The sequence below is a fragment of the Actinomyces timonensis DSM 23838 genome (assembly GCF_000295095.1).
In the GTDB taxonomy this organism is placed as follows: Bacteria; Actinomycetota; Actinomycetes; order Actinomycetales; family Actinomycetaceae; genus Actinomyces; species Actinomyces timonensis.
In genome coordinates this window covers 372,117-397,918 of the sequence record NZ_JH806633.1, presented here as the reverse complement: position 1 = coordinate 397,918, position 25,802 = coordinate 372,117, and the positions used below count along the sequence as shown (strand labels likewise).

The 25,802-nt window shown below is 71.7% G+C and carries 25 protein-coding genes; 12 read left to right on the top strand and 13 right to left on the bottom strand.

Translation table 11 applies throughout. From position 1 onward, the window contains the following. Positions 1–62 precede the first annotated feature (62 nt). The 5 genes from A1QA_RS0108250 to A1QA_RS14065 form a co-directional block, all read right to left on the bottom strand. A complete protein-coding gene (locus A1QA_RS0108250; RefSeq protein ID WP_017178438.1) occupies positions 63–932 on the bottom strand; it encodes a TrmH family RNA methyltransferase in 870 nt (289 codons plus the stop codon). Positions 933–1,076: 144 nt separating this feature from the next. Beyond that, a complete protein-coding gene (locus A1QA_RS0108245; protein WP_017178437.1) occupies positions 1,077–2,237 on the bottom strand; it encodes an SPFH domain-containing protein in 1,161 nt (386 codons plus the stop codon). A gap of 66 nt (positions 2,238–2,303) precedes the next feature. After that, a complete protein-coding gene (locus A1QA_RS0108240; protein WP_017178436.1) occupies positions 2,304–2,744 on the bottom strand; it encodes an NfeD family protein in 441 nt (146 codons plus the stop codon). A gap of 120 nt (positions 2,745–2,864) precedes the next feature. After that, the gene (locus tag A1QA_RS0108235; RefSeq protein WP_017178435.1) at positions 2,865–3,671 is read right to left on the bottom strand and encodes an ABC transporter ATP-binding protein; all 807 of its coding nucleotides are present in this window, start codon (positions 3,669–3,671) and stop codon (positions 2,865–2,867) included. 134 nt (positions 3,672–3,805) lie between these two features. Next, on the bottom strand, positions 3,806–4,561 hold the full coding sequence (locus tag A1QA_RS14065) for a hypothetical protein (RefSeq protein ID WP_017178434.1): 756 nt from the start codon (positions 4,559–4,561) through the stop codon (positions 3,806–3,808). Positions 4,562–4,701: 140 nt separating this feature from the next. Between A1QA_RS14065 and A1QA_RS0108225 the strand changes: the two genes are divergently transcribed. Beyond that, positions 4,702–5,454 (top strand): hypothetical protein, encoded by a 753-nt coding sequence (locus A1QA_RS0108225; protein WP_017178433.1) that lies wholly within the window; start codon positions 4,702–4,704, stop codon positions 5,452–5,454. Between the two features lie 104 nt (positions 5,455–5,558). Here the strand turns inward: A1QA_RS0108225 and glgA are convergent, their stop codons facing one another. Beyond that, positions 5,559–6,788 (bottom strand): glycogen synthase, encoded by a 1,230-nt coding sequence (gene glgA / locus A1QA_RS0108220; protein WP_026048807.1) that lies wholly within the window; start codon positions 6,786–6,788, stop codon positions 5,559–5,561. Positions 6,789–7,007: 219 nt separating this feature from the next. Here glgA and glgC point away from each other — a divergent pair, with 219 nt between their 5' ends. The 4 genes from glgC (at position 7,008) to A1QA_RS0108205 (ending at position 10,818) form a co-directional block, all read left to right on the top strand. Continuing rightward, the gene (glgC, locus tag A1QA_RS0108215) at positions 7,008–8,252 is read left to right on the top strand and encodes a glucose-1-phosphate adenylyltransferase (protein ID WP_017178431.1); all 1,245 of its coding nucleotides are present in this window, start codon (positions 7,008–7,010) and stop codon (positions 8,250–8,252) included. Positions 8,253–8,364: 112 nt separating this feature from the next. Next, on the top strand, positions 8,365–8,970 hold the full coding sequence (serB, locus tag A1QA_RS0108210; protein WP_154652331.1) for a phosphoserine phosphatase SerB: 606 nt from the start codon (positions 8,365–8,367) through the stop codon (positions 8,968–8,970). A 403-nt stretch (positions 8,971–9,373) separates the two neighbouring features. Further along, the gene (locus A1QA_RS15950) at positions 9,374–9,973 is read left to right on the top strand and encodes a DUF6318 family protein (RefSeq protein ID WP_154652330.1); all 600 of its coding nucleotides are present in this window, start codon (positions 9,374–9,376) and stop codon (positions 9,971–9,973) included. Between the two features lie 287 nt (positions 9,974–10,260). Beyond that, entirely contained in the window at positions 10,261–10,818 is a 558-nt protein-coding gene (locus A1QA_RS0108205) for a hypothetical protein (RefSeq protein ID WP_017178429.1), read from the top strand. 142 nt (positions 10,819–10,960) lie between these two features. Here A1QA_RS0108205 and A1QA_RS0108200 read toward each other — a convergent pair whose 3' ends face one another. Both A1QA_RS0108200 and A1QA_RS0108195 read right to left on the bottom strand, forming a co-directional pair. Next, positions 10,961–11,533 carry a SixA phosphatase family protein gene (locus A1QA_RS0108200; RefSeq protein WP_017178428.1) on the bottom strand — a complete coding sequence of 191 codons (573 nt, stop codon included), beginning with the start codon at positions 11,531–11,533 and terminating at the stop codon, positions 10,961–10,963. A gap of 135 nt (positions 11,534–11,668) precedes the next feature. Beyond that, positions 11,669–12,595 (bottom strand): SDR family oxidoreductase, encoded by a 927-nt coding sequence (locus A1QA_RS0108195; protein ID WP_244266120.1) that lies wholly within the window; start codon positions 12,593–12,595, stop codon positions 11,669–11,671. A gap of 62 nt (positions 12,596–12,657) precedes the next feature. Here A1QA_RS0108195 and dusB point away from each other — a divergent pair, with 62 nt between their 5' ends. Next, positions 12,658–13,926, top strand: a complete 1,269-nt coding sequence (dusB, locus tag A1QA_RS0108190) for a tRNA dihydrouridine synthase DusB (protein ID WP_017178426.1) — start codon at positions 12,658–12,660, stop codon at positions 13,924–13,926. On the opposite strand, the gene A1QA_RS14060 is transcribed toward dusB, so the two are convergent. Together A1QA_RS14060 and A1QA_RS0108180 are read right to left on the bottom strand one after the other, a co-directional pair. Then, positions 13,878–15,167, bottom strand: coding sequence for a YibE/F family protein (locus A1QA_RS14060; RefSeq protein WP_017178425.1), 1,290 nt, complete (start codon positions 15,165–15,167; stop codon positions 13,878–13,880). The genes dusB and A1QA_RS14060 overlap by 49 nt on opposite strands. Before the next feature lie 11 nt (positions 15,168–15,178). Further along, positions 15,179–16,570, bottom strand: coding sequence for a glycine--tRNA ligase (locus tag A1QA_RS0108180; protein ID WP_017178424.1), 1,392 nt, complete (start codon positions 16,568–16,570; stop codon positions 15,179–15,181). 303 nt (positions 16,571–16,873) lie between these two features. Here A1QA_RS0108180 and A1QA_RS0108175 point away from each other — a divergent pair, with 303 nt between their 5' ends. The 6 genes from A1QA_RS0108175 (at position 16,874) to A1QA_RS15940 (ending at position 22,238) form a co-directional block, all read left to right on the top strand. Continuing rightward, complete coding sequence (locus tag A1QA_RS0108175) at positions 16,874–17,335, top strand: Fur family transcriptional regulator (protein ID WP_043508479.1); 462 nt, start codon at positions 16,874–16,876, stop codon at positions 17,333–17,335. Between the two features lie 134 nt (positions 17,336–17,469). Beyond that, the gene (locus A1QA_RS0108170; protein ID WP_017178422.1) at positions 17,470–18,432 is read left to right on the top strand and encodes a metal ABC transporter substrate-binding protein; all 963 of its coding nucleotides are present in this window, start codon (positions 17,470–17,472) and stop codon (positions 18,430–18,432) included. An 80-nt stretch (positions 18,433–18,512) separates the two neighbouring features. Beyond that, positions 18,513–19,304, top strand: coding sequence for a metal ABC transporter ATP-binding protein (locus A1QA_RS0108165; protein ID WP_017178421.1), 792 nt, complete (start codon positions 18,513–18,515; stop codon positions 19,302–19,304). A 92-nt stretch (positions 19,305–19,396) separates the two neighbouring features. Then, positions 19,397–20,290 (top strand): metal ABC transporter permease, encoded by an 894-nt coding sequence (locus A1QA_RS0108160; RefSeq protein WP_043508476.1) that lies wholly within the window; start codon positions 19,397–19,399, stop codon positions 20,288–20,290. Further along, a complete protein-coding gene (locus tag A1QA_RS15945; RefSeq protein WP_017178419.1) occupies positions 20,253–21,095 on the top strand; it encodes a glutamine amidotransferase-related protein in 843 nt (280 codons plus the stop codon). The genes A1QA_RS0108160 and A1QA_RS15945 overlap by 38 nt, the downstream gene beginning before the upstream one ends. A gap of 12 nt (positions 21,096–21,107) precedes the next feature. Continuing rightward, the gene (locus tag A1QA_RS15940) at positions 21,108–22,238 is read left to right on the top strand and encodes a carboxylate-amine ligase (protein WP_017178418.1); all 1,131 of its coding nucleotides are present in this window, start codon (positions 21,108–21,110) and stop codon (positions 22,236–22,238) included. A 30-nt stretch (positions 22,239–22,268) separates the two neighbouring features. Here the strand turns inward: A1QA_RS15940 and uppS are convergent, their stop codons facing one another. The 3 genes from uppS to leuA all read right to left on the bottom strand — a co-directional run bounded on the left by uppS (position 22,269) and on the right by leuA (position 25,777). Further along, a complete protein-coding gene (gene uppS, locus A1QA_RS0108145) occupies positions 22,269–23,111 on the bottom strand; it encodes a polyprenyl diphosphate synthase (RefSeq protein ID WP_017178417.1) in 843 nt (280 codons plus the stop codon). 1 nt (position 23,112) lies between these two features. After that, positions 23,113–23,859 carry a DNA repair protein RecO gene (gene recO, locus A1QA_RS0108140; RefSeq protein ID WP_017178416.1) on the bottom strand — a complete coding sequence of 249 codons (747 nt, stop codon included), beginning with the start codon at positions 23,857–23,859 and terminating at the stop codon, positions 23,113–23,115. Positions 23,860–23,986: 127 nt separating this feature from the next. Beyond that, on the bottom strand, positions 23,987–25,777 hold the full coding sequence (leuA, locus tag A1QA_RS0108135) for a 2-isopropylmalate synthase (RefSeq protein WP_017178415.1): 1,791 nt from the start codon (positions 25,775–25,777) through the stop codon (positions 23,987–23,989). Positions 25,778–25,802: the final 25 nt, after the last annotated feature.

Below are 25,802 nucleotides of genomic sequence, written 5' to 3'. Positions count from 1 at the left end.
TGCGGCACTGGGAAGCGCGGGGCGACCGGAAAACCGTCGGGCGGGGCGGGGGCGCGGGCCCGTCAGGAATCCGCCGGGAGGCGCAGCTCCCAGAAGGCGACGGCGGCCGCGGCGGCCACATTGAGGGAGTCCACTCCCCCGGCCATGGGGATGCGGACGACGGCGTCGCAGGCGCTCACAGTGCGCGCTCGCAATCCATCGCCCTCGGTCCCGAGCACGAGCGCCACGCGGGAGCCCTGGGCGGCGCAGGCGGGTGAGGCGGCGAAGTCGTCGAGGCTCACCGAGTCCTCCGACAGGGCCATGGCGGCCACGGTGAAGCCCGCGGCGTGGAGGTCGTCGAGGGCGGGCCACGGGTCGATGCGCGTCCACGGCACCTGGAAGACCGTGCCCATGGAGACCCGCACGCTGCGCCGGTAGAGGGGGTCCGCGCAGCGCGGCGTCACGAGCACCGCGTCCATGCCCAGGGCCGCGGCCGAGCGGAACGCCGCGCCCACGTTCGTGTGGTCGACGAGATCCTCCAGGATCGCCACACGCCGGGCCCCCTCTCCCCCGCGGGCCGCGGCGAGCAGCTCGGAGACCGGGGCGAGGGCGGGACGGTTCATGGCGGCGAGGGCGCCCCGGTGGAGGTGGAAGCCGGTGATGGACTCCAGCACGGACTCCTCGGCCACGTAGACGGGCACGGGCCCGCCCTCGGGATCACTCTGGCAGCCGGTGGCCGCGGCGATGAGCGGCGCCGTCTCGGCCAGGTGGCGGGGCGCCATGAGGAAGGAGCGGGGCGCGTGCCCGGCCTCGATGGCGCGGGCGATCACCTTGGTCGACTCGGCCATGTAGAGGCCGCGCTCGGTCTCCAGCCGACGCCGCAGGGCCACGTCGGTCAGGCGGGTGTAGTCGGCGAGGCGGTCGTCGTCGCCGTGCTCGATGGGGATGATCATCGCCGGGTCACCTGCCGGGGAGAGGAGCAGGGGGCGGGGTCGAGCGCGGAATGCGAGGGGGCGGGCAGCACAACGGGGAGACTAGGACGGCCGGTCGGCCGATTCCATGTCTCCCCGTTGCGCGATCGTGTTTTGGGACGCGCCTCACCCCTGCTGCGGGGGCTCGGGCTCCTGGCGGTGCGCGCCGCCGCGCGACGGCGGGAAGGACGGGGCCGCCGGGCTCGCCCCGCCCGTGGACTGCGGCGCCTCAGCGGCCTCCTGCGAGGCGGAGGCCGCCTCGCCGCGGGCCTGGGCGAGGGCCTCCTCGGGGGTCTGCAGGTTCGTGGCCGCCAGGTCGGAGGCGATGTCGAGGCCGGTCTCCATGCCGGCCAGGTTCACCTGGACGTCACCGGACTCGCCCGCGCCGGCGAAGGCGGCCGACGGGCTGTCCCCGCCCTTGCCGCCCAGGGCCCCGGCGATGCCATTGAGCGCCGCGGTGAACTCCGTGGGGACCACCCACATCTTGGAGGACTGGCCGTTGGCGATCTTGGGCAGGGTCTGCAGGTACTGGTAGGCCAGCAGCTTGGGGTCGGCGTTGCCGCGGTGGATGGCGTCGAAGACCTGGAGGATGGCGCGGGACTCACCCTGGGCCTTGAGGATCGCGGACTGGGCCTGGCCCTCGGCCCGAAGGATCGCGGACTGCTTGTCGCCCTCGGCCGTGAGGATCTGGGACTGCTTGACGCCCTCGGCCGTGAGGATGGCGGCGCGGCGGTCGCGCTCGGCGCGCATCTGCTGCTCCATGGCGCCCTGGATGGAGGCGGGCGGGTCGATGGACTTCAGCTCCACGTTGCCCACGCGGATGCCCCAGCGGCCGGTGGCCTGGTCAAGGACGCCGCGCAGCTGGCCGTTGATCTGGTCGCGGCTGGTCAGCGTCTGCTCCAGGTCCATGGCGCCGATGACGTTGCGCAGCGTGGTGACGGTGAGCTGCTCGATCGCCTGGAGGTAGTTGGAGATCTCGTAGGTGGCGCGCTTGGGGTCGTTGACCTGGTAGTAGATGACCGAGTCGATGGACACCACGAGGTTGTCGGAGGTGATGACCGGCTGCGGCGGGAAGGACACGACCTGCTCGCGCAGGTCCACGGTGGTGCGCACGCGGTCCACGAAGGGCACCAGCAGGTGCATTCCGGCGCCGTACTCGGCCTGGAACTTGCCCAGGCGCTCGACGATGATCGCGTACGACTGGGGGACGATCCTCACGGCTCGCACGATCGCCACGAGGACGAGCAGCACGAAGAGGCCGAGGATGACGAGGACGACGGTCTCCATATCAACTCCTTGATCCGTAGGTGGGGCCGCCGCGCGAGGGCTGGCGGGGCCCCGGGATGGGCATGGTCAGTCAGTGGGGGCGACGACGGCGGTGGCGCCGTCGATCGACAGGACGGTGATGGGGGTGCCGGGCTCGAGGCGCGCGCCGGCGCCCTGGCCCTCGGCGAGGCGGGCGCTCCACTCCGCGCCTCCCAGGCGGACCCGACCGCCCAGGGTGTCCACGGCGGTCAGGGCGCGCCCGGCGGAGCCGATGATGGCGTCGGCATTGGTGCGCATCTCGGGGGCGGAGGAGGACATGCGCCGCTTGAGGGCGGGGCGGACGGAGAGGAGCAGCAGGCTGGCGACCCCGGCGGCCACGATGACCTGCAGGAACAGGGGCGCCCCGAGGAGGGCGGCGATCATGCCGCCGAGCGCTCCCCCGGCGAGCATGAGGAAGGTGAGGTCGGCCGAGAGGGTCTCGACGATCGCCAGGATGAGGGCGGCGCCGAGCCACCAGATCCACTCCATGGTGCTCTCGCTTTCTGCCCGGTGGGGCCGGGGCTTGTGTTGATGGGGAATGACGGCGATGGCGCGGGCAGCGGGACGAGGATCGGGGCCGATTCAAGGCCGGTTCGGGCGCGGCCCGGCTCAGGCCTGGCGCTCGGCTGGCCCGCTGACCCCGCGGGCGGTGAAGCGCCCACGGTCCCGCGTGACCTCCAAGGGGAGACCGAAGGTGGCGGACATAGTCGAGGAGGTGATGACCTCGCCTAGCGGGCCGGCGCCCACGGCCCGGCCGCCGCGCAGGGCGAGGGCGTGGGTGAAGCCCACCGGGATCTCCTCCAGGTGGTGGGTGACCATGATCATCGTCGGGGAGGAGGGCGTGGCCACGATCTGGCTGAGCGCGCCCAGCAGCTGTTCGCGACCGGCGACGTCGAGCCCCGAGGCGGGCTCGTCGAGGATGAGGAGCTCGGGGTCGGGCATGAGGGCGCGGGCGATCTCCACGCGCTTGCGCTCGCCCGACGACAGGCTCGCCCAGGGGCGCTCGATGAGCGCTCCCGAGCCGAGGGCCGTGAGCAGCGCGGTGGCGCGCTCGACGTCCTTGTCCTCGTACTCCTCGCGCCACACGCCGATGCGCCCGTAGGAGGCGGACAGGACGATGCCGAGCACGCGGTCCCCCGCCTGGAAGGAGGATGCCATCGCCGATGAGCTCAGCCCGATGCGGGGGTGGAGCTCGGAGATGTCCACCCTGCCCAGGCGCCGTCCCAGGACCTCCACGGCGCCGGAGGAGGGGAAGAGGCGGGCGCCGGCGATGCGGGCCGCCGTGGTCTTGCCGGCGCCGTTGGGGCCGAGGACAACCCAGTGCTGCCCCTCGTCGACCCTCCAGGAGAGGTGGTCGAGGATCTGCGTGCTCCCGCGGTGCAGGGAGACGTCGTCGAGGAGAAGAACTCGGGTCATGGGACAACCCTATCCCGCCCGCGTGATCTGAGTCCCAGGCACTCGCGCGAACTCCTCCCCATATCTCTCCGCGAGACCGGGCGAACAGCACGGCGAGACCGGGCGAACAGCACCGCGAGATTCAAGAAGCGCGCTCAGTGGAGCGTGTAGTCCTCCCTGCTGATGGTGAAGCCGCGCCCGGAGCCGTCCAGGCACGTCACACCTGCCTCCGCGCTCGTGCAGGTGTAGCCGTGCGCGCTCACGGACTGCCCGTAGCCCAGCGAGCCGAAGGCGTCGAAGTTGGTGATGGCGCCACCCCCGTGCTTCCAGGCGGTGATCCCGTTGATGTCGGTCTTGCACACGCCGTAGGAGGGGCCGGACTCACCGATGCGGATGATCCCCTTGACCAGCGGCCCGGTGGGGCAGCCATCGGCATCCTGGTCCTCGGCATGGAGGTCGGGACTGTCCACCAACTCGCAGGAGGCCTGCGGGGCGACCGCCCGCGCGGAGTCGGAGCCGAGCACGTCGGGGAAGGAGACCGGCCCGATGACGCAGGCGATGTTCTGGCTGGGGGTGAGGAAGGCGACGCCGTCGAGTCCCGGGTAGGAGTAGCCGAAGGGGTCGACGGCGGCCGCGGCGGAGGAGGTCGCCGCCGAGGGCAGGGGGCTCGAGGTCGCGGCGCCGGACGGCAGCGCGGAGGAAACTGGCGACGCCGGCGCGGCGCTCGTGGCGGCAGTGGCGGCCTGCTCGCCCGCCGTCGCGGGGGCCGAGGACGCTTCACCGGGGGCGGCCGATCCAGAGCCGGCCCCGCAGGCGGCCAACGGGATGACCGCGGGCAGGAGCAGCGCAGCGAGGAGCAGGGGCCGTCGAGCGGAGCGGGAGCGACGCGTGGGAACAGGGGCGGCGGGCATCGGTGCCTCCAAAAGACTGTCCGGGTGGGAGGCCGGTGGGGATGCCGGTCCAGCACGGACGGGAGCGCAGACATCTTACGTCCCACCGGCGCGGTGCGCCCTCGCGATCGCAGCGCTCCCAACGGTTTAGGGTGCGCAGCGTGACTGACCTCGACCTTCACCCCTCGATCCTGCTCGCGCTGTGGCTGCCCGTGCCCTCCTCGCGCGGCGCGGCCGTCGTCGAGGGGGCCGACGGCGCCCACACCGTCCTCGATCCGGCTCTCGACGGCGAGACGCCCCTCATGGAGTGGATGACGCTCATGGGGCGGCCCGGGCGGGTGGCCGCAGTCCTCCCCAGCCCCTCCGATCCCCTGCCGGGACTGGGCTCGGCGCTCGACGCCGGTGAGGCGGTGCTTGTCCAGACCGCGGGCGAGAGCAGCGCCCTCAGCGCTTTCAGACGGACCTGCCTGCTCGTCCCCGAGGCCTCCGGCACGAGCGGGGTATGGCGGGTCGTCGATCAGACCACCCAGAGCGGGGAACCCGCCGCGGCCGTGCCGCCCTTCGACGCCGCCCATGCGCGCGCCCAGGTCCACGCCGCGATGGAGGAGGCGATCGAGGCACTCACCGAGCTGGACCTGGCCCGGGAGCGTCCCGAATTGGCCGACGATCTGACGGACCTCATCACCGCCGTCGCCGACCCGCGACTCCTGCCACCGGGGCTGGACCAGCGGCGCCGCGAACTCCTGGAGCGCTCGCTGCGCCTGCTGGGCATCTGCGAGATCGCGCTCGACGACGACGGCGCGGCGGCCACGGCCCTCCAGGCCGAGCGGAGGGCGCGGGTCCTGCGCCCCCTGCGCGACACCGCGCGCCGGGGCGTGGCCGCGGCGACGGATTGGTGGGCCCAGGCGCGCTGAGGCCAGCCCGCCGCGGGAGCGCCATCGTCACCATGGCGCCGTCGCGGCTGCGCGCGGCGCCGTGGCGGCGGTGCTCCCGGCGGGACCCGGCTGGCCCAGTGAGCTCAGCCGCGGTCGAGCACCCAGCGGTAGACCTCCATCGTGCGCTGGGCGATCGCCTCCCAGGAGAAGTGCTCCTCCACACGGGTGCGAGCCGCCTGGCCCATGCGACGGGCCAGGGCCTCGTCCATGACGAGCGAGGCAAGGCGCTCGGCGAGGTCGTGGATGAAGGTCTCGGGCTCCACGGGCGTGCCGGTGCCGTCAGTGACCTGCTCGATGGGGACGAGGAGGCCGGTGGCGCCGTCGACGATGACGTCCGGGATGCCGCCCGTGGCCGAGCCGACGACGGGCAGGCCGCAGGCCATGGCCTCGAGGTTGACGATGCCCAGGGGCTCGTAGACGCTCGGGCACACGAAGACGTCGGAGGCGGACAGCACGGCGATGAGCTCGGGGCGCGGCAGCATCTCCTCGATCCACACCACGCCGGTGCGCTTCTCGCGCAGGCCGGCCACGAGGCCCTCGACCTCCGCCTTGATCTCGGCGGTGTCGGGAGCGCCGGCGCACAGGACCACCTGGACCTCGGCGGGCAGGAGCTCGCAGGCGCGCAGCAGGTAGGGCAGGCCCTTCTGGCGGGTGATGCGCCCGACGAACACGACCGTGGGCCGCGAGGGGTCGATACCCAGCCGCTCCAGGGTGGCGGCGGAGGCGGCGTCGGCCTCGGGGCCGGTGGGGCGCTGCCAGGCGTCGAGGTCGATGCCGTTGTGGACCACCTTGACCCGCTCGGGGTCGATGGCCGGGTAGGAGCGCAGGATGTCCGCGCGCATCCCGTTGGACACGGCGATGACGCCGGCGGCGGCCTCGTAGGCGGTGCGCTCGGCCCAGGAGGACAGGGCGTAGCCGCCGCCGAGCTGCTCGGCCTTCCAGGGGCGCAGGGGCTCCAGGGAGTGGGCTGAGATGACGTGCGGGGCGCCGTGGAGGAGAGAGGCGAGGTGGCCGGCGAGGTTGGCGTACCAGGTGTGGGAGTGGACGATGTCGGCGCCCTCGCAGCCGGCGGCCATCTCCAGGTCGACGCCGAAGGTGCGCAGCGCCGCGTTCGCCCCCTCCAGCTCGGCGATCTCCGGGTAGCCGGTGACGCCGTCGTCGGCCCCCTCGGTGCCGGGCTCGCGGGGCCCCCCGAAGGCGTGGACGCGCACGTCGGCCAGGGGGCGCAGGACGCGCGCGAGCTCGTTGACGTGGACGCCGGCGCCCCCATAGATGAACGGCGGGTACTCCTTGGTGAGCAGATCGACTCTCAGTGACGCCATTGCCTGTGCCTCCTCGGCTGCGCGTTCGGGGTCGCCCTGCGGGCCAGGGCGCCGTCGGCCGTGATGCGGGCCTCAGTGCAACGGTAGCGGGAGCCGACGGCGCGCCGCCGGGGTTTCGGCCCTTCTCCCCCGCCGCCCGACGAGATCAGATGTCAATCCGCATCCCCAAACCGGTCGCATGAGTGGCCTCGATCACCGTAGGGTGGCCTCATGGCTTCCCCTCGTGTCCTCGCAATCATCCTCGCCGGCGGTGAAGGCAAGCGCCTCATGCCCCTGACCGTTGATCGGGCCAAGCCCGCCGTGCCCTTCGGCGGGATCTACCGGCTCATCGACTTCTCCTTGTCCAACATGATCAACAGCGGCTTCCTCAAGGTCGTCGTGCTGACCCAGTACAAGTCGCACTCGCTGGACCGGCACATCGCCAAGACCTGGCGCCTGTCCAACATGCTGGGCAACTACATCGCCCCCGTGCCGGCGCAGCAGCGCGTGGGCAAGCACTGGTTCCTCGGCTCGGCGGACGCGATCTACCAGTCCCTCAACCTGCTCGACGACGAGCGGCCGGACTACGTGGTCATCACCGGCGCGGACAACATCTACCGCATGGACTTCTCCCAGATGCTGGACCACCACATCGCCTCGGGCCTGCCCTGCACCGTCGCGGGCATCCGCCAGCCGCGATCCCTGGCGGACCAGTTCGGCGTCATCGAGTCCGACCCCGCCAACCGCGGCGTCATCAAGGCCTTCGTGGAGAAGCCGAAGGACACCCCCGGCCTGCCGGACTCCCCCGACGAGATCCTCGCCTCGATGGGGAACTACATCATGAACGCGGACGCGCTCCTGGAGGCGGTCACCGCCGACGCCGCCGACGAGTCCTCCAAGCACGACATGGGCGGCAACATCGTGCCGTGGTTCGTCTCGCGGGGCGAGGCCGGGGTCTACGACTTCAAGGACAACGACGTCCCGGGGGCCACCGAGCGCGACCACAGCTACTGGCGCGACGTCGGGACGGTGGACGCGTTCTACGAGGCCCACCAGGACCTCATCAGCGTCAGCCCCGTGTTCAACCTGTACAACGACCGCTGGCCCCTGTACGCGGGCTACGACGCCTCGATGCCGCCGGCCAAGTTCGTCTACGGGCACCACGAGCGCCTGGGGCACGCCGTCGACTCGATCGTCTCCCCCGGGGTCATCGTCTCGGGCGGAGAGGTGATCTCCTCGGTGCTCTCACCGTCGGTGCGCGTGAACTCGTGGTCCTCCGTGCGTTCCTCCGTGGTCATGGACGGGGCGCAGATCGGGCGGAACACGGTGGTCAACCGCGCGATCCTCGACAAGCACGTGGTGATCGAGGAGGGCGCGATGGTCGGCATCGATCGCGAGCACGACCTGGAGCGCGGCTTCACCGTTACCGAGTCCGGTATCACCGTGGTCCCGAAGGGCAGGGTTGTCACCCGCTGAGGCGCTCCCCGGGGCCGGCCCTGGAACGGCCGGCCCCGGGGGCGCGATCGTTGGCGCTGAGGGCGCCTCGGGCGCTGGGGGAAGCGCGGGCGCGGGCCCCGGCCTGCTGGTCATGGACGTGGACTCCACGCTCATCGAGCAGGAGGTCATCGAGCTCATCGCCGAGCGGGCCGGGACTCGTGAGGAGGTGGCCGCCGTCACCGAGCGGGCGATGCGCGGCGAGCTCGATTTCGCGGCCTCCCTTCGCGAACGGGTGGCGACGCTGGCCGGAGTCCCGGAGACCGTGTTCGCGGAGGTCCTGGCCGAGGTGCGCCTGACGCGCGGTGCGGAGGGGCTCATCGCGGGGCTGCACGAGCGGGGCTGCGCCGTGGGCGTGGTCTCGGGGGGTTTCGAGGAGGTCGTGGTGCCCCTGGCGGCGCGCCTGGGGATCGACCATGTGGCCGCGAATCGGCTGGAGGCGGCCGGCGGGCGCCTCACCGGGCGGGTCCTGGGGCGGATCGTGGACAGGCGCGTCAAGGAGGACTGCCTGCGCCAGTGGGCGGCTGAGCGCTCAGTGCCGATGGAGCGCACGGTCGCGGTGGGCGACGGCGCGAATGACCTCGACATGATCCACGCGGCGGGCCTCGGGGTGGCGTTCTGCGCCAAGCCCGTCGTCCGCGAGCAGGCGCCCGCGCGGATCGACGAACGCGACCTCTCCCTCATCCTCCCCCTCCTCTAGCCCCCCCCCCGCCGAGACCGGTTCCGTATCCACAGGCTGGTGCTGGTCGGGGCGTGTTGGCGGGGTTATCCACAGATCCGCGATGGGGTCTGGCGCGCGGGCCGGGCGGGCTCTAAGGTGGGGGCTCGACGGCGAGGCCGCCGTCACTGGGGCCGACCTGGGGCCTCGATTTCTTCCCCTGGTCCATGTCCGCCCGCCCGCTTCCCGCTTGGAAGGCCCCAGACCCATGGCCCCCACGCCTCCCCACACCCCGTTCTACTCCTTCAGCGCGACAGTCTCTCGACGGCGCCGCAGCGCTACCCCTCGCCCAGCAGGCTGTCGCCAACCACGCAAGCGCCTCGCGACGGTGGCGCGCGGGCGCTGGTCCCACCCGATCGCCCTCGTGCTGGCGGCCTGCTGCGCCGTGAGCCTGACACTGCTGACCGCCTGCGCCAAGGACGCTCCCCCGACCGAGGTCACTGGAACCCTGCCCACCCAATTCATGGCGGGCACCCCCACCAGTGCGGACGCGACACCCACCGCAAGCGCCCTGCCGTCCCTCAGCCCCGAACTACAGGCTCAACGCGCCACCGCGCTCGCCGAACCCAAACCGTCCAAGCCAGAGGCGGTCAGCCAAAACACAGAAGAAGGCGCTATCAACGCCGTCAACTACTTCTTCGCCCTCTACCGCTACGCCTTCATCACCGGAGATACCGCCGATCTGGCCGCCATGAGCGAGGATGCCTGCGTCTTCTGCAAATCCACCATCGACAATGCCACCAAGCTCCACCAAGGCGGCGGATGGGCCAACCCCTGGGAGACGAACCTCAACGACCTGTACTACATTCCGCCAGGCGAAGGAAAAGAGTACTCCGGAATCCAAGGAACGATCACTTCAAGCGCATCCACAACCGTCAGAGGCAGCGGTGAGACAACAGAGAAATCCGCAGAGACACTATCCTTTTTTGTCGCCCTGAAATACGCAGACGAGGCATGGACTATAAAAGGAGTATCAGTAGAATGATGAAGACAATCGCTACATTATCTCTCGCGGCAAGCACTATCACCTCTCTCGCATTTCCGATGGACGACTCGGCCAACAAGGACCCATCGGGCGAGATTGGGGAAATGTCTGGTCAAGCGAAAGATTCGAAAGTCGAACTCCAACAGTCGACCACACAGGCCGTTCCAGTCCCCAACAGAAATACTCCAGCCGAAACAGGTGGTACCACTTCAGATTCCAACTCCGGCGTGAGTGTGGCGGCGGCCGACCCCAAGGCCAGCCGAGCTGGCGGACGCTGGAACTGCTGGGTGGAAGAGATCAGTGATCTCGACAAGAAGGGGCACTGCGCCCTGGTGGCCGACGACACTCCCGCCGCTGCGGCGCCCGCCGCCCCGGCCCCCGCACCCATCGTCCTCACGTCGCATGATGTGGCCACCCTCATCGTCGACGGCTCCGGCGTCTTCATCCAGCCGCCCACCGGCACCATCCTGCTCCACATGCCGCTGATCGCCTACACCAACCCCACCACCAGAACACTCACCACCAGCGTCGGCGGCACCAGTGTCGACGTCGAAGTCACCCCCGCCACCTACACCTGGAACTGGGGAGACGGAACCACCTTCTCCACCACCGACCCCGGCAACCCCTACCCCAACCAGACCGTCACACACCTCTACGCCGCCACAGCCGACAACGTCGTCGTCTCACTGACCACCACCTGGACCGCACGCTTCAAACCTTCCGGCGCCACCGACTGGCAGCCCGTCGACGGCTACGTCACCACCACCCAAACAGCCCCGCCCTTCAACATCCGCAGACTCGTCCCCTACCTGTCCGACGACGCCGAAGAACACCAAGGCCACTAACCCCAGAACACGCCACCCCGAACCGGTCTCGATCCTCATATCACCCGGTCTCGATGAGGGCACACACCCCGATCACACCCGCGCCCACAAGAACAGAATCTCGCCGTGCTGTTCGCCCGGTCTCGCATATAGGGGGTGGTGATTATTTTGCGCGGTCGGGAGTGAGGTCGGGGGTGAGGAAGTCGATGACCTGGGCGGCGCCGCCGGTGAGGGCGCCCCAGGGCGAATCGACTCGCAGCACGGCGGCATTGGCGGTCGACATTCCATAGGACACCCGCCGCCCGAGGTCCGTCACTCCCCCGTCGAGATAGGCGGCGAGCTCGGAGGTCGTCGGCTCGTGCCCCACGACGACCACCGTTCGCGCGCCCGCGCCCGTCTCCCGCACAAGGTCGAGCACCGCCCGGCCACCGCCGAAGTACACGTCCTCCTCCACGAGGGTCCGCTCCGGCGCCAGCCTCGCGATGATCGGCTGGGAGGTCTGCCGCGCGCGCTCGGCGGGCGAGACGATGAGCAGGTCGGCGCTCCGCACCCGCATGGAGAGCGCCGTCGCCAGGGCCTGGGCCTGCGCGGCACCAGAGTCGGACAGCGGCCGCTCGATATCCGTCGCCGCAGCGGCGGCCCGCGCGTGGCGGATGAGGATGAGGATGCGGGCCTCCTCAGCGGCACTAGCGGTGGACGAGGCCGCAGCAGCAGCCCTGGGAGCGGTCTCAGTCATGGGTCCTCCTCGCGGGAATCAGTGTTCAGTGGATCGGGTCGGCCAGCGCCCATCGGGTCGCCAGGCGCCCATCGGGTCGGCCAGCGCCCATCGGGCAGCCCAGCGCCCAGCACCCAGTGCTCAGCCCGTCCACGCTCATAGGGTTGCCCCGCCGTCGGCGTGGATGACGGCACCGGTGGTCGCGGGCATCCAGTCAGACAGGAGCGCGACGGCCGTGCGCGCCACTGGCGCGGCGTCATTGGGGTCCCAGCCGAGCGGCGCGGCCTCGCCCCAGCCATCCACAAGCTCGTCGAAGCCGGGGATCGCTGAGGCCGCCGTCGTGCGCAGCGGCCCCGCCGACAGGGCATTGACCCGCACCCCCTGGGGCCCGAGCTCGACGGCGAGCGCGCGCACCGAGGCCTCGAGGGCCGCCTTGAGCGGACCCATCCAGCCATAGCCGGGGTAGATCCGGGAGGTGTCGAAGGTGAGGGCGACCACCGAGCTCCCCCGCCCCAGCAGCGGCTGCGCCGCCTCGACGAGCGCGGGGAGGGACGCGGCTGAGACGATGAAGGCGTCCCGGAGCGCGGCCATGCGCGTCTCCCCCGCCTCCTCCGGGAGCCTCCGCCCCCTCTCTCGCCCCGGCTCCCCGCCGTCGCCCACGGCCTCCGGATCATCGGCGAGCACCGTCCCAAGGAGGTCGCGACTGGCGCGGGCGATCGAGTGGACGACGCCGTCGAGCCGGTCCACGCCCATGCGCGCCAGCTCGTCCGGCAGGGCGGCCAGGGAGACGGGATTGGCGACATCCAGCCCCACCACGGGCTCGACCAGCTCCTGCAAGGCCGCCACCGATTCGGTGAGCACGCGCGTGCGCGGGTGCGTGGTGAGGATGACGCGCGCGCCCTGCCCGGCGACGGCGTGGGCCACGGAGGCGGCGATCGAGGAGGGGCGCATCACCCCGGTGATGAGGATCGTGCGCCCCTCGAGCAAGCCCGGTCGCACCCCCGGCAGCAGGCCCGGCGGCGGGCCCGGGGGCGCGCCCGGGCCCGGATCCATGGCCCCTCCCGGGCCCGTCGCAGCCGTCACAGGCACAGCCTACGGGGTGGCGCCGTCTCCGGGGCGGTGGCCGTGTGTGCCAGCATGAGCGCGTGACCACCCATTCAGACTCCCCCGCCCCGCTGCGCCTGGGCCCCATCGAGGTGCCCACGCCCGTGGTCCTCGCGCCGATGGCGGGCGTCACGAACGCCTCCTTCCGCCGCCTGTGCCGCCAGGCCGCCGAGTCCGCGCTCCCCGAGCCCCTCCGCCCCGCCTCCCCCGGCCCGATCCCCACCGACGACGGCGGCATCCAGGCGCCCGCGGGCCTCTACGTCACGGAGATGGTCACCACCCGCGCGCTCGTGGAGCGCAATGAGAAGACCCTGGCGATGGTCCGCACCGACCCCGCCGAGCGGGTCCGCTCGATCCAGCTCTACGGCGTCGACCCCGTCGTCGCTGGCAAGGCCGTGCGCATCCTCGTCGAGGAGGACCTGGCCGACCACATCGACCTCAACTTCGGCTGCCCCGTGCCCAAGGTGACCCGCAAGGGCGGGGGCGCGGCCCTGCCGTGGAAGCGGGACCTGCTCGCCGCGATCCTTCGCGAGTGCGTGGCCTCCGCCGAGAGCGCCGCCAAGGCCGCCCACCGCAGCCGCGAGGTGCCGGTGACGATGAAGATGCGCGTGGGGATCGACGAGTCCCACGAGACCTTCATCGACGCGACCCGGGCGGCTGAGAACGCCGGTATCGCCGCCGTCGCCCTGCACGCGCGCACCGCCCGGCAGCACTACTCCGGCCAGGCGGACTGGGCCCGTATCGCCGAGCTCAAGGAGTCCACGCGCCTGCCGGTGCTGGGCAATGGGGACATCTGGGTGGGCGATGACGCCGTGAGGATGATGGCCGCCACCGGCTGCGACGGCGTCGTCGTGGGGCGCGGCTGCCAGGGGCGCCCGTGGCTCTTCGCGGACATCGTCGCCGCCGTGCACGGCTCGGCCGCCCGCTCCCACCCGGATCTCGACGCCGTCATCGCCGTCATCCGCGAGCACGCGCGGCTGCTGGCTGATGAGATGGGCGAGGACCGGGGCGTGCGCGACCTGCGCAAGCACGTCGGCTGGTACCTCAAGGGCTATCCGGTGGGCGGCGCGGCCCGCAACGCGCTCATGCGCGTGGGCTCGCTGGCCGAGCTCGACGCCGCTCTGGAGGCCATGCGCTCGCACCTGCCGGCCGAGGTGCCCTACCCCGGCGAGACCGTCGAGGGACCCCGCGGCCGCGCGGGCCATCCGAAGCGCCCCCACCTGCCCGACGGCTGGCTGGACTCCCCCGTTCTCGACGCCGATCAGGCCGAGCTGCTGGGCGAGGCCGAGTCGGACGTCTCTGGGGGCTGAGCAGCGCCAGCCGGGCTAACCGCATCGCCCGCGCCCCCGGTGCGGCACAGGATGGTAGCGATGGCGGTGGTCGCGGGGATCGCCAGGACGAGCCCGATGGAGGAGACGAGCGTGCGCACGATCTCCTCGCCGATCTCACCGCTGAGCAGCGTGTCGATCATGGAGCGGTCGATGAGCGCGGCGGCGAGGATGAGCGGCAGCGCCGTGCCGGCGTAGGCGAAGGCGAGGGTGTAGACGGTGGAGGCGATGTGGTCGCGCCCGATCCTCATGCCCCCGGTGAACAGGCGCCCCCGGGACATGGCCGGGTTGGCGGCGTGCAGCTCCCAGACGGCCGAGGCCTGCGTGATGGTGACGTCGTTGAGGACGCCGAGCCCCGCGACCACCATGCCGCAGGTGAGCAGCGCGCGCAGGTCGAGGTGGACGCCGGCCTCGCTCACGAGTCCGTTGAGGGTGAGGGCCGTGTCGTCGACGGCGCCGGTGAGGTTGGAGGAGGCCGTCCCCCACAGCGCGAGCAGGACGGTGATGACGACTCCCGCGAAGGTGCCGAGCAGCGCGGTGGTCGTGCGCACGGAAACGCCGTGAGCGACGTAGACCGCCATGAGCATCATCGCCAGCGAGCCGGTGAGGGTGACGGCCAGGGCGCTCTCGCCCGCGAGGAGCGCGGGGATCATGAAGCCCATGAGCACGGCGGTGGCCATGAGGAGGCCCAGGACGCTGAGCGCCCCGCGCTTGCCCGCCACCGCGAGCACGAGCACGAGGTAGACGGCGGCGAGCAGCCCGATCGGCAGGCTCCGCTGGTAGTCGACGAACACGTAGGGCGTGCCGCCGGCGAGCGCCTGGGGCGTGTAGAGCACCTTCATGGAGTCGCCGGGATCGGCGGCGCGCGCGGACTCGGCCGGGATGTGGACCGGCACGACGAGGCCCTTGCCGTCACCGCTGGTGATCTCGGCGCACACAGCGTCGGTGAGCAGGGAGCCGTCGGAGACCCCGCCGAGCACCTTGGCGGAGTCCTCGCAGTCGGCGACGGAGGTGGAGGTGACCGAGGCGGTCTCCATGGAGGAGCCCTCGACGGCGAAGGGCCGCGAGCCCATGAGCGAGCTCTTCCCCGGCCAGAGCAGCGCGAGCCCCACGAGGGTGGCCAGGACGATCGGCACGACGATCGCCGCCAGAACGATCCGCACGCGGCGCGCCTCGCCCGCCGGGACGGGCGAGGCGCCGTGGTGGTGGGAGTGCCCCGACATGCCGGGCGCCGTCAGCAGCCGGCGAGCCGCTCGGCCAGGTAGCGCTCGATCCCCTCCAGGGGCACGCGCTCCTGGACCATGGTGTCGCGCTCGCGCACCGTGACGGCCCCGTCCTCCGGGGAGTCGAAGTCGTAGGTGAGGCACAGGGGCGTGCCGATCTCGTCCTGGCGGCGGTAGCGGCGGCCCACCGCGCCGGCGTCGTCGTACTCGACGTTCCACAGGCGGCGCAGGCGCGAGGCGACGGCCTTGGCGGGGCCGGTCAGCTCCTCCTTGCGGCTCAGCGGCAGGATGGCGGCCTTGACGGGGGCCAGGCGCGCGTCGAGCTTGAGGACCACGCGGGTGTCCACCCCGCCCTTGGTGTTGGGCGCCTGGTCCTCGTGGTAGGCCTCCACGAGGAAGGCCATCATGGAGCGGGTCAGGCCGGCGGCGGGCTCGATGACGTAGGGCACCCAGCGCTCGTTGGTGGTCTGGTCGAAGTAGGACAGGTCCTTGCCGGAGTGCTCGGCGTGGGTGGACAGGTCGAAGTCCGTGCGGTTGGCGACGCCCTCGAGCTCGCCCCATTCCGATCCGGCGAAGCCGAAGCGGTACTCCAGGTCCACCGTCCGCTTGGAGTAGTGGGAGAGCTTCTCCTTGGGGTGCTCGTAGAGGCGCAGGTTGTCGGGGTCGATGCCCAGGTCGATGTACCAGTCGCGCCGGTAGTCGATCCAGTACTGGTGCCACTCCTCATCGGTGCCGGGCTTGCAGAAGAACTCCATCTCCATCTGCTCGAACTCGCGGGTGCGGAAGATGAAGTTGCCCGGGGTGATCTCGTTGCGGAAGGACTTGCCGACCTGCCCGATGCCGAAGGGCGGCTTCTTGCGGGCCGCGCTCATGACGTTGGCGAAGTTGATGAAGATGCCCTGGGCGGTCTCAGGGCGCAGGTAGTGCAGGCCGGCCTCGTCGTCGACGGGCCCGAGGTAGGTCTTGAGCAGGCCGGAGAACTCGCGGGGCTCGGTCCAGTCGCCGGGCTGGCCGGTCTCGGGGTCGGGCACCTGGTCGAGGGTGACGGTCTCGGGGTCCAGGCCCTTGCGCTCGGCGTACTCCTCGATGAGCTGGTCGGCGCGGTAGCGCTTGTGGGTGTGCAGGGACTCCACGAGGGGGTCGGTGAAGGCGCCCACGTGCCCGGAGGCGACCCAGGTCTCGCGGGGCAGGATGACCGAGGAGTCCAGGCCCACGACGTCGTCGCGGGAGCGGACCATCGCCAGCCACCACTGCTTCTTGATGTTCTCCTTGAGCTCGACGCCGAGCGGCCCGTAGTCCCAGGCCGAGCGCGTGCCGCCGTAGATCTCGCCGCAGGGGAACACGAATCCGCGGCGCTTGGCCAGGTTGATGACGCGATCGAGTGTGGAGGAGTTCTTAGCCACCGGGTCTCTCCTGAATCATTCCGTCGTTGTCCGCACCTGGATGGTGGGAACGAGTGCCGACAGTCTAAGCGCTGCGCCGCGCGCCCCCGGCGACGCCCCGCCCGGCCCGCCGGGGGCCTCGCCCACCTGTGACGAGCATTGCCGCGCGGACGCGCCCGTCGGTGAGATGATGAGGAGGGGCCGGCGCTGGGCGCGCTCTCGCGCCAGGCCCCTCAGCACACCCTTCAGTGCACCTTGAATGCATCTTCAGTGCACCTTGAGCACAGGCGCGATCGCGCCGCCGATGAGAAGCGAGGCCTCATTGTGAGCAGGACGGCGAGCGGCACCCCCTCCAGGTCCACCGCGGGCTCGACGGCGGCCAGGCCGCGCGCCACGCGCCAGCGCGCCGCCGTCGCCGGGATCCTCGAGCGCACCGCCGAGTTCCGCTCCGCCCAGCAGATCCACGCCGCCCTGGAGGCCGAGGGGACGAAGGTGGGGCTGGCCACGGTGTACCGCAATCTCACGGCCCTGGCGGATGCCGGGCAGGTCGACCAGGTCCGCAGCGCGGATGGCGAGGTCCTCTACCGCTCCTGCGAACGGGTGGGGCACCACCACCACATCGTGTGCCGCGACTGCGGGCACACCGAGGAGGTCGCCGGCGAGGAGCTGGAGGCCTGGATCGAGGCGGTGAGCTCGGCCGCGGGGTTCACCCAGATGGAGCACGTGGCGGAGTTCTTCGGCCTGTGCGCCGACTGCTCGGCGCGGGCCCAGGGCGACGGCGCCTGAGCCCGGCCACCCCAGCCCTCCCGGCGCCCCATCTCACAGCCCTCCCAGCGCCCCGCCCCAGCGGCTGACCGGGGCGGATCGCGTCACACTGGCCCGCGTTGACTCGCGCCAACCAGATAATGACAATGAGTCCCATGAATGCTTCTCGACTCCGCCGCGCCTGCGCCGTCGTCGGCGCGATCGCCCTGACAGCCTCCCTCGCCGCCTGTGGCGAGAGCCCCGCCCCCTCAACGTCCGGGGGCTCGGGCGGGACCCTCAAGGTCTCCACCTCCTTCTACCCCGTCGAGTACCTCGCCAAGACCATCGGCGGGGACCACGTCGCCGTCACCTCCGTGACCCCCACGAACGTCGAGCCGCACGACTACGAGCTCGCCCCCGCCGACGTCACCGCCTTGAACAGCGCCAACGTCATCGCCTATGTCGCAGGCTTCCAGCCCTCCATGGACGACGCCGTCGCCCAGGCCTCCGGGCCCACCATCGTCGAGCTCTCCGGCTCAGTGGACCTCAAGCACCATGAGGGCGTCGAGGAGGAGCACGAGGACGGCGACGCCCACACCGACGCCCACGCCTCCGGCGCCGCCAAGGCCACGGACCCGCACTTCTGGCTCGACCCGACCCGCATGAAGTCCGCCGCCACCGCCATCGAGGCCGCCCTGGCCAAGGCGGACCCGGACCACGCCTCCGACTACGAGGCCAACCTCGCCACGCTCACCGCCTCGCTCGACGGCCTCGACTCCAGCTACAAGACCGGCCTGGGTAAGTGCCAGCGCACGACCTTCGTCACCTCCCACGCGGCTTTCGGCTACCTCGCCGAGGCCTACGGGCTGACCCAGGTCTCCATCTCCGGGGTGGACCCCGACTCCGAGCCGAGCCCCGCGGACCTCGCGAACGTCAAGAAGGTCGTCCAGGAGACCGGCACGACGACGATCTTCACCGAGGAGCTCGTCTCCCCCGCGACCGCCGAGGCCGTGGCCAGCGAGACCGGCGCCACCACCGCCGTGCTCAGCCCCATCGAGTCGGCCCCCGAGAGCGGCGACTACGCTAGCGCGATGACGACGAACCTGGAGTCTCTGCGCACCGCGCTGTCCTGCCAGTGACGTCCCGGCTGGCCGCGAGCCCGCGCCCAGCCGCCCCGCGCCAATCCGCATCCGGCCCGCGCCGGAGATGGAAGGATCGCATGAATCACCCCCGCTCCGCCCAGGAGCCGACGACGACGCCGTCCGGGACCCCCCGGACGGCGTCGTCCGGTACGCCCATCATCGAGGTCGACGATCTGAGCGTCGTCCTCGGCTCCGCGCTCATCCTCGACGGCGTCGACCTCACCGTGGGAGCGGGCGAGTCGGTCGCGCTCCTCGGGGCGAACGGCTCGGGCAAATCCACCCTCGTCAAGGCGATCCTCGGCCTCCACCCCGCCTACTCGGGCAGCGTGCGACTGCTCGGGCGCGACGTCGCCCGGCGCGCCGGCGTCGACTGGCGCCGCGTCGGCTACGTCCCCCAGCGCGTCGGCGCCGCCGCGGGAGTGCCCGCCACCGCCCTGGAGGTGGTGCGCTCGGGCCTGCTCGGGCCGCGCCACCCCTTCGCCGATCGCGGCAGGCGCGCCCGGGCCGCGGCGATGGAGGCTCTCGACGCCGTCGGGCTGGCCGATCGCGCCAGCGACCACGTGCAGGTCTTCTCCGGGGGCCAGGCCCAGCGCGTCCTCATCGCCCGGGCCCTCGTGCGCCACCCCGACCTGCTCATCCTCGACGAGCCCCTGGCGGGGATCGACCGCTCCAGCCGCGAGTCCCTGGCCGCGATCCTGGCCTCCCTGCGCGCCGAGGGGCTCACGCTGCTGACGGTCCTGCACGAGATGGGCGAGTTGGCGGGGATCGTCGAGCGCGCGGTGGCCCTGGAGGAGGGGCGGGTCGTCTTCGACGGCCCCGCCGGTTCCATGGCGCCCACCACGTCCAATGAGGGGAGCCACTGCTCATGACCGCCGTCACGGGAATCGGCGCCGCGAGCGCACTGGCCTCCACGGCCCACGCCTCTGCCGCCCTGGCCTCCCCCACCGGCCTGCTGTCCGAGATGCTCTCGGCCTCCTTCATGCAGCGCGCCTTCATCGTCGCCGTGCTCGTCGGGCTCGTCGCGCCGATCGTCGGGACCTACCTCGTCCAGAGGGGGCTGGCGCTGCTCGGGGACGGCATCGGCCATATCTCGCTCACCGGCGTCGCCCTGGGCTGGCTGGCCGGCTCCGCCGCGGGCACCACCCCGCAGGACGCCTGGGCGGTCCCCGGCGCCATCACCGCCTCGGTGCTGGGCGCCGTCCTCATCGAGGTGATCCGCGCCCGCGGGCGCACGCGCGGCGACGTCGCCCTGGCCATCCTCTTCTACGGCGGTATCGCCGGGGGCGTCATCCTCATCAAGGTGGCCGGAGGGACCTCGACCAACCTCAACGCCTACCTCTTCGGCTCGCTGTCCACGGCCTCGCCCTCCGACGTCGTCTTCACCGTCATCCTGGCCCTCCTCGTCCTGGCGGTGGGCCTGGGCCTGCGCGGCCCCCTGTTCTCCCTGTGCCACGACGAGGAGTTCGCCCGCTCGATCGGCCTGCCCACGGGCCTGCTCAACATCACGATCGCCGTCATGGCGGCGCTGACGGTGAGCGTGTCGATGCGGGTGGTCGGCTCCCTGCTCGTCTCGGCCGTCATGATCGTCCCGGTGGCGATCGCCCAGCTCGTCACCCACTCCTTCAGCCGCACCATGGCGCTCGCCATGGGCATCGGCGTGGCCTCCTGCGTTGCCGGCCTGGTCATCACCTACGTCATCCCAGTCTCGCCAGGAGCGATGATCGTTGTCCTCCTCGTGGGCGGATACGCCCTCACGGCCCTCATCGGTGCGATGATCTCTGCTGTTCGCTCCGCACCCCGCCGTCAGGAGGCAGTTGATGATCGACGAGCGCCTGGGCCGATCCCCCCGCGCTGAGAGACCCGCCCCCGCGCGTCCCCTGCTCGTGGCCGTGTGCCGCGAGCCGGGCCCCATCGCCGACGACGAGATCGCCACCCTCATCGAATGGGGCGGCCTCGACCCCGAGCGCGGCATCGAGACCGTCCACCTCCTTGCCCCCGACGCGCCCGAGCCCGAGGACATTGACCTCGACCGCTACTGGGCGGTGGCGATCACGGGCTCCCCCTTCGGCATCCGCCCCGATCCCGTCCACGACGCCGAGCACCCTCCCGCCGGGGGAATGGCGGCGCTGGAGCGCATGCGCCGTCGCGCGGTGGCCCTGGCCGGGCGGCTCGTGGCCGAGGACCGGCCCGCGCTCGCCCTGTGCTTCGGCCTCCAGGCGATCGCCCTCGCCCTGGGCGGGGAGCTCACGAGCGACCAGGGCGAGGACCTGAGCGCGCCGCACCTGAGGCCCACCGAGGCCGGGCTCGCCGATCCTGTCACGGGCCGGCTCCCGACGGCGCTGCGCGGCTATGTGGGGCACGCCGACTCCCTCGCCGTCGGGCTCGACGGCGCCCTGCCGGGCGGTGGGACGATCCTGCTGACCGGCACCACCTGCCAGGTGCAGATGGCCCGATGGGGACGCCATGTCTACGGCACCCAGTTCCACCCGGAGATCACCACCGAGGGCATGCGCATCCGCATCGCCCAGTACGGGGGCGCCTACTACCCGCCCGAGGAGCGGGCCGCCGTCATCGAGCGCTGCGACAGCGCCGATGTCACCGGCGCCAACGCCCTCATCACCGCCTTCACCAACCATTACGCGCACACACTCACCATGTAGGAGGGACCCTCCATGTCCCTGAGATTCGCCGCCTCGGCCCGCTCCACCATCGGCGTGGAGTGGGAGCTGCAGATCATCGATCCCGTGACGCTGCGCCCCATCCCTTGCGCCCCGGAGATCCTGGCCGAGTTCGCGCACGCCCACCCGGCGCACGGGCGGATCCACTCCGAGATGCTGCGCAACACCCTCGAGCTGGTCAGCAGGCCGCGGCGGACGGTCGCCGAGTGCGCGGCGGACATGGTCACGGCCCTGGACATGCTCGCCCCCTTCGTCGAGGCTCATGACGCGGTCCTCGTGGGCTCGGGCACGCATCCCTTCGTCTCGCCGTCCAGCCAGGGGGTCTCGGAGTCCGAGCGCTATGGCGCGCTGGTGGACCGCACCCAGTACTGGGGCCGCCAGATGCTCATCTTCGGCACCCATGTGCATGTGGGAGTCGAGGACCGGGGCAAGGTCCTACCCATCGGCGAGCACCTGCTCGCCCATCTGCCCCACTTGCAATCGCTCGCGGCGGCCTCGCCGTTCTGGGATGGGGAGGACACCGGTTACGCGGACAACCGCGCCTGGATCTTCCGCCAGCTCCCCCACGCGGGCCTGCCCGAGTGGCCCGAGGACTGGGAGGGGCTGGAGGAGCTCACGGACTCGATGAGGCGGGCGGGCGCCATCAAGAGCTTCAACGAGCTGCGCTGGGACGTGCGCCCCTCCCCCGGCTTCGGGACGATCGAGGCGCGCATCTGCGACGCCTCCTCCAACCTCCTGGAGGTGCGGGCGATCGCCGCGCTCACGCAGTGCCTCGTGGAGGCCGCCTCGCAGCGGCTCGACGACGGACTCCCCCTGGCACGCCTGCCGCGCTGGTTCCTGGCGGAGAACAAGTGGCGCTCGGCCCGCTACGGGCTCGACGCGATGGTGGTGACGGGCCCCGACGGCGAGCAGATGCCGCTGCGGGACTCCCTGTCCGCGCTCGTGGCCGAGCTGGAGCCCGTCGCGCAGCGCCTGGGCTGCGCCGAGGACCTGGCGCTCGTCGAGGGGATCCTCGTAGGCGGCGCGGGGTACGAGCGCCAGCGGCGGGCCCATGAGGACTCCGGCCTGGGCGGCGTCGTCGAGCAGCTCATCGCGGAGATGAGGGCGGGGCACCCGCTGGCCTGAGGAAACTCGCGGGCGGCGCGCGACTCGGCGCTACTCGCCGTCGCCCGCGCCCTCTGGGTCCCCTGTGTCCTTTGTGCTCTCGGCGACGGCGTCGATCGCGGTCCCGAAGCGGCGGTTGCGCGAGGCGTAGGCGGCGCAGGCCTTCCATAGCTCGGCGCGGTTGAACTCGGGCCAGGGCAGGTCGGTGAAGTAGAGCTCCGCGTAGGACGAGGACCACAGGAGGAAGTTCGAGGTGCGCTGCTCGCCGGAGGTGCGGATGAAGAGGTCGACGTCGCGCATGGTCGGGGAGTAGAGGTGGCGCTGAATCGTCTTCTCGGTGATGGCGCCCGGCTTGAGGCGCCCGGCGGCGATCTCCTGGCCGATGGCGCGGGCGGCGTCGGCGATCTCGGCCCGGCCCCCGTAGTTGAGGCACATGTTGAGGATCATGGTGGAGTTGCCCGCGGTGATGCGCTCGGCGCGGCGCACCTCCTTGAGGACGGACTTCCACAGCTTGGGCTCGCGGCCCACCCATCGCACCTGCACGCCCCAGTCGTTGAGGTCGTCGGTCTGGGCGCGCAGGACCGTGCGGGCGAATCCCATGAGGAAGCGGACCTCGGCGGGGCTGCGGCGCCAGTTCTCGGTGGAGAAGGCGTAGACGCTCATCTCCTTGATGCCGAGCTCGACCCCGCCGGCGATGACGTCCATCATGGTGGACTCCCCCACCCGGTGGCCCTCGGTGCGGGTGAGGCCGCGGCTGTTGGCCCAGCGGCCGTTGCCGTCCATGACGAGGGCGACGTGCTCGGGGATCGCCGCGGCGGGGAGGGCCGGAGGGGTGAGGCCCTCGCGGTGGAGGGGGACGGACTCGGGGGCGAGGGTGGGGTCGGCGGCGGTCATATCAGGCTCTTTCGACGAGGGCGAGGGAGCGCAGGCGGCGCTCCAGGTGCCAGGTGGTGTAGGCGGAGACGAGGCCGGAGGCCTGGGCGCGGTCGCGGCTGGTGGAGGCGTCGGCCAGCGGCCAGTCGCCGGACAGGAGGGCTCCCATGAGGGCCATGGCGGAGGGGTCGACGGTGACGCTCCCGGCGGGTCGGCAGCCCTCGCAGACCGCCCCGCCGGCCTGGACCTGGAAGGCGGTGTGGGGCCCGGGGGCGCCGCAGATGGCGCAGTCGAAGCACGACGGCGCCCACCCGGCCAGGGCGAGGGCGCGCAGGAGGTAGGAGTCGAGGACGAGGCCGGGGGCGTGGCGGCGCCGCGCCAGGGAGGCGAGGGCCCCGTAGAGGAGGAGGAACTGCTGGGGGGACTCGCCGGTGCCGAGGTCGCCGTCGTCCTCGGTGAGGCGCTCGGCGGTCTCGGCCATGGTCTGGGCGCAGGTGAACATGGCGTAGTCGGTGGCGATCGACCGGCTGAAGGGGGCGATGGTCTCCACCTGGGTGACGACGTCGAGGCTGCGCCCGGCGTGGAGCTGGACGTCGATCATGGAGAAGGGCTCGAGGCGCGCGCCGAAGCGGGAGGTGGTGCGCCGCACGCCCTTGGCGACGGCCCGGACCTGCCCGTGGTGGCGGGTGAGCATGACGATGATGCGGTCGGCCTCACCCAGCTTGTGGGTGCGCAGGACGAGGGCCTCGTCGCGGTAGAGCCTCTGCACGGGCTGATCCTCTCACGCGAGGAGCGGCCCGGCGGCGAGGCGGGGCGGGCGCCCTCCCCGCGCCGCCGGGATCGCTGGGCCAGCGGGGCCCACCGGGCTCGCTCAGCCCGCCGGGCCCGCCGTCGGCTCAGCGAAGGGCGCGGTTGACGGCGGAGATGATCGCCTTGAAGGAGGCGGTGGTGATGGAGGGGTCGAGTCCGACGCCCCACAGGACCTGGCCGTCGACCTCGCACTCGACGTAGGAGGCGGCGGTCGCGTCGCGGCCCTCGGACAGGGCGTGCTCGGCGTAGTCGAGGATGCGCAGCGACACGCCGGTCTGCTCCAGGGCGGAGGTGAAGGCGTCCACGGGCCCGTTGCCGGAGGCGGTGAGCAGGCGCTTCTCCCCGCCGTCGGCAAGGGTGACGGTGAGGATCGAGTCCTCGTCATGCGTGGAGGTGAGCGTGGCGCCGTTGAACTCGAAGCGGCCCCAGGGGGCGAGATCCTCCAGCCCGTCGCGGTGGACGACGGCGTCGATGGGCAGGTACTCGTCGGCGAAGATGCGCCAGAGCAGGGCGGCGTCGACCTCCCCGCCGTAGGTGTCGGTGTGGCGCTGGATGATGCGGGAGAACTCGATCTGGAGGCGGCGCGGCAGGTCGAGGTTGTGGCTGTTCTTGAGCAGGTAGGCGACCCCGCCCTTGCCGGACTGGGAGTTGACGCGCACGACCGCCTCGTAGGATCGGCCCACGTCGTGGGGGTCGATGGGCAGGTACGGCATGGACCAGGGCACGGCGGTCTCGGCGGCGTCGGCGTCCAGGCCCTCGGCGCGCTTGGCCTCGACGGCCTTGGCGCGCGCGGCGAAGCCCTTCTTGATGGCGTCCTGGTGGGAGCCGGAGAAGGAGGTGTAGACGAGGTCCCCGGAGTAGGGGGTGCGCGGGGGGACGTCCATCTGGGTGGAGCGCTCGACGACGCGGCGCACCTCGTCGATGTCGGACAGGTCGAGCATGGGGTCGATGCCCTGGCTGAAGAGGTTGAGCGCCAGGGTGACGAGGTCGACGTTGCCGGTGCGCTCGCCGTGGCCGAAGAGGCAGCCCTCGACGCGCTGGCCGCCCGCGAGCAGGCCGAGCTCGGCGGCGGCCACGCCCGAGCCGCGGTCGTTGTGGTTGTGCAGGGACAGGCACACGTGCTCGCGGTGGGACAGGTGGCGGCTCACCCACTCGATCTGGTCGGCGTAGACGTTGGGGGTGGCGCGCTCGACGGTGGCGGGCAGGTTGAGGATGATCTCGCGGCCCTCGCCCGGCTCCCAGGCGCCCATGACGGCTTCGCAGACCTCGAGGGTGTAGTCGCGCTCGGTGTCGACGAAGATCTCCGGGGAGTACTCGTACCCGAAGATCGTGTCCTCGGTGAGGATCTTCTCGGCGCGGGCCATGACCATGCGGGTGCCGTCGACGGCGAGCTCGCGGATGTCCTCCTTGCCCATGCGGAAGACGACCTCGCGAAAGAGGGGCGACAGGGCGTTGTAGAGGTGGACGGTGGCGCGCGGGATGCCGACGCAGGCGTCCAGGGTGCGGTCGATGAGGTCCTCGCGGGACTGGGTGAGGACGGAGATGGTGACGTCCTCGGGGATAGCGCCGTCGTCGACGAGGCTGCGCACGAAGTCGAAGTCGGTCTGGGAGGCGGCGGGGAAGCCGACCTCGATCTCCTTGAAGCCGATGCGCACGAGGAGGTCGAAGATGGCGCGCTTGGCCTCGGGGCCCATGGGCTCGATGAGGCTCTGGTTGCCGTCGCGCAGGTCGGTGGACAGCCAGCGGGGCGCTGCGGTGAGGCGCTTGGTGGGCCAGGTGCGGTCCGGGAGGTCGGTGACGACGGTGTCCTGGAAGGCCTGGTACTTGGCGAAGGGCATGCCGGAGGGCTGCTGGGGTGCGGGGAGTGCGGTGCGCATGGTGGATCCTCAGGTCAGTGGTGGC